The following is a 6,240-nucleotide window of genomic DNA, read 5'->3' on the forward strand; positions in this document are numbered from 1 at the left end:
GGCCAGAAGATCGCCGACCTCATCACCGTCAACGGTGCGCGCGTTGTCGCCGAAGACGGCACCTGGGGACTGGTGCGCGCCTCGTCGAACAAGCCGGAACTGGTCGTGGTCGTCGAAAGCCCGGTGTCGTCGCAGCGTCGACGGGAGATGTTCGAGGCTGTCGACGCCGTGCTGCGCCGCAGCCCCGAGGTGGGCGCCTACAACCAGACTTTTTGAATGGCAGTTGAATGACCGAGAGGATTGTCAGTTTTGTCATGAGCGGCGGCGTCGGCTCGCGGTTGTGGCCGCTGTCGCGCGAGGACAATCCCAAGCAGTTCCACGATCTGTCCGGCGACGGCTCGATGCTGGCCAAGACCTTGCGCCGGCTGACGGCCCGGCCGGAAGGCGAAACGCCGATCTTCCTGATTGCCGCGGAGCGCCATGCCGGTCGCGTTCACGCCGATCTTGCCGGCCTCGACCTCGCCGGCGGCGGGCCGCTGTTCGAGCCGACCGGGCGCAACACAGCCGCCGCTGTCGCACTGGCGACACTGCGCACACTGTCCGAGTTCGGCGACAGCCTGGTGCTGGTGGTGCCGTCGGACCATGAGATATCGACCCCGCGCCAGTTCTGGCAGAGCGTCGAAGCCGGCACCGAGGCAGCGCGTAGCGGCCGGCTGGTGGTGTTCGGCATCAGGCCGACACAGCCCGAGACCGGCTACGGCTATATCGAGGTTGCGGCCGAAAGCGGCGGCATCTTCGACGTGTCGCGCTTCGTCGAAAAGCCGGATCTTGCGACTGCGCAAAGCTATCTCAAGGCCGGAAATTTCTACTGGAACACCGGTATCTTCCTTTTTCGCGCCAGCGCCATGCGTGATGCCTTCATAGCGTTCCAGCCGGATATCTGGCAGGCCACCGAAGCAGCCTACAAGGCAGCGACATCGGATTTGTCCGGCCTTTACATGCCGCTAGAACTCTACGCCGCCATTCCGTCGAACTCGATCGACTACGCCATCATGGAGCGGGCAAAAGACATCGCGATGGTGCCGGCCGGCTTCCGCTGGAACGATCTCGGCTCATGGCAGTCGCTGCTCGATGTCGGCCCCGCCGACGACCGGGGCAATGTCATCATCGGCGACGTCGTCGCCATCGATTGCGAGAATTCCTACATTCGCAGTGACGGCCGCCTGCTGTCGGCGATCGGCATGAAGGACATCGCCATCGTTTCGACATCGGATGCCACCTTCGTCGCTCCGGTCAGCCACAGCCAACACGTCAAGAAGATCGTCGAGCAGCTCGAAAAATCGGGTCGCCTGGAAACCAGGTTCACGCCGGCGCATGACCGCGTCATCGAAAGCGGCGCCTGGCGGCGGCGCGTGCATCACTGGCTGTTTCAGGAGACCTTGCCGCTGTGGTCGACATCGGGCGTCGACGAACGCCATGGCGGCTTTCACGAAGCGCTTGGCCTGGACGCTTCGCCGTTGATGAAGCCCAAGCGCATGCGCACCACGGCGAGGCAGGTCTATGCCTTCGCCGTTGCCCGGGCGCGCGGCTGGGACGGTCCGGCCGACCGGCTGATCAGCCACGGCATCGCCTTCATGGCCGGCAAGGGCCGCACCGACAAGGGCGGCTGGGTTCGGACGCTGAATGTTGACGGTTCGGTTGCCGACGCCACCGAGGATGCCTACGATCATTCCTGCGTGCTCCTGGCACTGGCGCATGCGCATATGTCTGGCAATCCCGACGCTTTGCGCCTCGGCGAGGAAACCTTCGCCTTTCTCGATGCGCATCTCGAAGACAGCCGCATGACCGGCTTCCTTGAGACATCGGATGGCAAAGGCGAGCGCCGCTCCAACCCGCATATGCACCTGCTTGAGGCCTTCCTCGCCTGGCACCAGGCGACCGGCGAGCGCGCCCATCTGCGCCGCGCAGCGCGTATCATCGACCTCTTCCGCAGTCATTTCTTCGATCCGGAAAGCTGGACGCTTGGCGAGTATTTCGATGCCGAATGGAAACCATCCGCCCGCGAGAAAGGCTCGTGGACCGAGCCTGGCCACCATTTCGAATGGGCCTCTTTGCTGGTCGATTTCGCTGGGCGCAGCGGCCAGGCCGAGTTGAGCGGCTTTGCCAGGAAACTCTACGCCTCGGCCATCGCCAATGGCCTCAACCGCGCCACCGGCCTTGCCTATGGCGCCGTCTCGCGACAGGGCCTGCCGCTCGACCTGATATCGCGCAGCTGGCCGCAGGCCGAAGCGGTGAAGGCGGCGATCGCGCTGGATGGTTCGGGCGGGCCCGATCTCAAGCCCGAGATCGAAGCGCGCGTCGGCCGGTTGTTCCGCTGGCACATTGACCCGGCGCCGCTCGGACTGTGGATCGACCGCATCGACGAACGCGGCCGCTCGCTGGCGACCGATGTGCCAGCCAGCATCTTCTATCATCTGGTCTGTGCGCTGACGCAATATCTGGACAGCACGGCCGACCTGAAGGCGTAGAGGGCTGGATCAGTACGGGCTCGCCACGTCACCCGTCTCGACATAGATCGACTTCAGCTGCGAATAGAGCGCCAGTGCGGCCAGTGAATTCTCACGCCCGATGCCTGACTGTTTGAAGCCGCCGAACGGGATTTCCACCGGCGTCAGATTATACGCGTTGATCCAGCAGGTGCCGGCCTGCAGTTCGGCGATGACGCGGTGGGCGCGCGGCAGGTCGCGCGTGAAGACGCCGGCAGCGAGGCCGAATTCGGTGTCGTTGGCGCGGTCGATCACCTCGTCCTCGCCGTCGAATTTCAACACGCTCATCACTGGTCCGAAAATTTCTTCACGGGCGATGCGCATGCCATCGGTCACGCCGGTGAACACCGTCGGCTCGACGAAGAAGCCGCCCTGAAAGCCCTGCAGCGAAGGCACATTGCCGCCGCAAGCAAGCGTCGCTCCATCCTGCTTGCCGATCTCGATATAGCCGGCCACCTTGTCGTGCTGCGCCTTGGAGACCAGCGGTCCCATCTGGGTTTCGGGATCGAGCGGGTCGCCGATGCGGATTTTCTTGGTCCGCTCTATCAGACGGTCGACAAAGCGGTCGTGGATGCCGCTCTGCACGAAGACGCGCGTGCCGTTGGAGCAGATCTGTCCGGTCGAATAGAAATTGCCGAGCATGGCGCCGCCAATGGCGTTCTCGATGTCGGCATCGTCGAACACGATCAGCGGCGACTTGCCCCCGAGTTCCATCGTCGCGTGCTTCATCTTCGAGCCGGCAAGCGACAGCACCTTGCGGCCGGTCGGCACCGAACCGGTCACCGAGACCTTGGCGACGACATCGTGGCCGACAAGCCCGGCGCCGACATCGCCATAGCCCTGCACAACGTTGAACAAGCCGTCGGGTAGCCCCGCTTCGCTGTAGATCTCGGCCAGTGCCAGCGCCGACAGCGGCGTGTTTTCCGACGGCTTGAACACCATGGCATTGCCCATGGCGAGCGCCGGTGCCGATTTCCAGCCGGCGATCTGGATCGGGTAGTTCCATGCGCCGATGCCGACACAGACGCCGAGCGCTTCGCGCCTTGTGTAGGCGAAGGGTCCGCCGAGATCGACCGACTCGCCGTTGTAGGCGGCAACGGCACCGCCGAAATATTCAAGGCAGTCCGCAGCCGAGGGCGCATCCGCCACCAACGTTTCCTGGATCGCCTTGCCGGTGTCCAGCGTCTCGATGCGAGCGAGGTCGGCGTTGCGGGCGCGCAATATGTCGGCGGCGCGGCGCAGGATGCGCCCGCGCTCGACCGGCTTCAGCCGCGCCCAGGCGGGCTGCGCCGCCCGCGCGGCCTCGACGGCGAGTTCCAGCACGTTCGGCGTTGCCGAACGCAGCATGGCGATGGTCTCGCCGGTTGCCGGATAGATGACCGGCAGCGGGGCGCCGCCTTCGTCCTCGATGTAGCGTCCGTTGACATAGTGCGATGCCGTGGGCTGAGCGCGCATGGAAGTCTCCAGATTGTCTTTCGCGGCATGCGGATCGTGCAGTCACACGATCATGCTCTATCTGTCCGACGCCTGCCAGCGCGGATTGATCCATGGTTCCTGGTTGGACGGCGCCAGCGGCGTGCGGCCAAGGATGTGATCGGATGCCTTCTCGCCGGTCATGATCGACGGCGCATTGAGATTGCCGTTGGTGACGCGCGGGAAGATCGAGGAATCGGCGACCCGCAATCCTTCGACGCCGATGACCCGGCACTCCGGATCGACGACGCTCATCACGTCGTCGGCGCGGCCCATCTTGCAGGTGCCGCAAGGATGGTAGGCGCTCTCGGCGTGATCCCGGATGAAGATGTCGAGATCGTCGTCCGACTGCACGTGGCTGCCCGGCGATATCTCCTTGCCTCGATAGGGATCGAACGCCGACTGGCCGAAGATCTCGCGCGTCAGCCGGATGCAGTGGCGGAACTCCGCCCAGTCGTCTGGATGCGACATGTAGTTGAAGTGGATCATCGGTTTCGATTTCGGGTCCGGCGAGCGCAGCGTCACCGACCCCCGCGACTTCGAGCGCATCGGTCCGACATGCGCCTGGAAGCCGTGCGACTTGGCCGCCGCCTTGCCGTCATAGCGGACTGCCGCGGGGATGAAATGGTACTGGATGTCGGGGTAGTCGACGCCGGCACGTGAGCGCACGAAGGCCGCCGCTTCGAAATGGTTGGTGGCGCCAAGCCCGGTCTTGAGGAACAGCCACTGCGCCCCGATGAGCGCTTTCGAGAACGGATTCAGCACCGAATTGAGCGTGATCGGCAGCAATGATTCCTGCTGGATGTAGAGCTCCATATGGTCCTGCAGGTTGCGGCCGACGCCGGGCCTGTCGGCCACCACCGGAATGCCGTTTTCGCGCAGATGCTCGGCCGGACCGATGCCGGACAGCATCAGGATCTTGGGCGAATTGATCGACGATGCGGCGACGATTACCTCACGTCGCGCCTTAACGACCTGAATCTGTTTGTGAGCTTCGATCTCGACGCCGATGGCGCGCTGATTCTCGATGATCACCCGCCGCGCAAAGCCCTTGACCAGACTGACGTTTTTGCGCTTCAGCGCCGGCTTCAGATAGGCTGATGCCGCCGACCATCGGCGGCCGCCGCTGATGGTCTGCTCCATCGGCCCAAAACCTTCCTGCTTGGAACCGTTATAGTCCTCCGTCAGTTCGAACCCGGCCTGGCGGCCAGCCTCGACGAAGGCGCCATAGAGCGGATTTTTACGCGAGCCGCGCTGCACATGCAGCGGCCCGCCGTGCCCGCGCCAGCCATCCTCGCCGCCATCCGAATCCTCCATGCGCTTGAAATAGGGGAGCACGTCGGCGAAGCCCCAGCCGGCCGCACCCTCTTCGGCCCAATGGTCGAAGTCGCGGGCGTGGCCGCGCACATAGACCATGCCGTTGATCGAGGACGAGCCGCCGATAACCTTGCCGCGCGGTGTCGCCAGCACACGGCCGCCGAGATGCGGCTCCGGCTCGCTGGCAAAGCCCCAGTCGTACAGGCTCATGTTGAGCGGGATCGACAGCGCCGACGGCATCTGGATCAGCGGCCCGATATCGCTGCCGCCGAATTCGATGACGATGACCGAATGCTTGCCGTCTTCCGACAGGCGATAGGCCATGGCCGAGCCGGCCGAGCCGGAGCCGATGATGACGAAATCCGCTTCAAGCATGGTTCATATGCGCCATGAAATCGGCGAGCGAGACATTGCCGCCGGTAGCCACAACAAGGACGGTCTTGTCCTTCACATCCACCTTGCCGCCGAGCAATGCCGCGATCGACGCCGCCCCCGACGGTTCGAGCACCAGCTTCATGCGCTCGAAGGCGATCCGCATGGCGCGCCGCACCGATTGGTCGTCGACGGTGATGCCGTGAACACCCGCCGTCTTGACCGCGGCAAACGGAGCATCGCCCGGCCGTCGTGACATCAACCCGTCGCAGATCGATTTCGGCCCGATCGGCATCGTCTCGATAGCGCCATGCGCCAGCGACGAGCCCATGCCATTGAAACCTTCCGGCTCGACGCCGATGATCTCTGTCGCTGGCGACAGATAATGGAAGGCAAGCGAAACGCCGCCGATCAACCCGCCGCCACCGACCGAGCAGAACAAGAGGTCGGCGCTGGCACCTTTGGCTTCGAGTTGGTCAAGCGCTTCGAGGCCGGCCAGGCGGGCGCCGGCCTCGACGCGCTTGCCCAACTCGAAGCCAAAGGTGCCAGCGCCGACCTCTTGTTCTGCTCGGTCGGTGGCGGCGGGGTGATC

4 protein-coding genes and 1 pseudogene are annotated in these 6,240 nt (G+C 64.4%); 2 read left to right on the forward strand and 3 right to left on the reverse strand.

Annotated elements, in window-relative coordinates; all coding sequences use genetic code 11:
• Both EN991_RS19590 and EN991_RS19595 read left to right on the forward strand, forming a co-directional pair.
• Positions 1 to 216, forward strand: a pseudogene (locus EN991_RS19590) (phosphomannomutase/phosphoglucomutase); the annotation flags it as partial.
• 11 nt (positions 217 to 227) lie between these two features.
• Entirely contained in the window at positions 228 to 2,468 is a 2,241-nt protein-coding gene (locus EN991_RS19595; protein WP_127369347.1) for a mannose-1-phosphate guanylyltransferase/mannose-6-phosphate isomerase, read from the forward strand.
• 9 nt (positions 2,469 to 2,477) lie between these two features.
• Here the strand turns inward: EN991_RS19595 and betB are convergent, their stop codons facing one another.
• From betB to EN991_RS19610, 3 genes are all read right to left on the reverse strand, one after another.
• Positions 2,478 to 3,941, reverse strand: coding sequence for a betaine-aldehyde dehydrogenase (gene betB / locus EN991_RS19600; protein ID WP_013532682.1), 1,464 nt, complete (start codon positions 3,939 to 3,941; stop codon positions 2,478 to 2,480).
• 57 nt (positions 3,942 to 3,998) lie between these two features.
• Positions 3,999 to 5,651, reverse strand: a complete 1,653-nt coding sequence (betA, locus tag EN991_RS19605; protein ID WP_063171723.1) for a choline dehydrogenase — start codon at positions 5,649 to 5,651, stop codon at positions 3,999 to 4,001.
• Positions 5,644 to 6,240 (reverse strand): pyridoxal-phosphate dependent enzyme (locus EN991_RS19610; protein ID WP_245461014.1); only part of this gene is annotated, 597 nt, incomplete at its 5' end. The genes betA and EN991_RS19610, both read right to left, overlap by 8 nt.

Source organism: Mesorhizobium sp. M7A.F.Ca.US.005.03.2.1, assembly GCF_003997795.1.
Lineage (GTDB): Bacteria > Pseudomonadota > Alphaproteobacteria > Rhizobiales > Rhizobiaceae > Mesorhizobium > Mesorhizobium ciceri.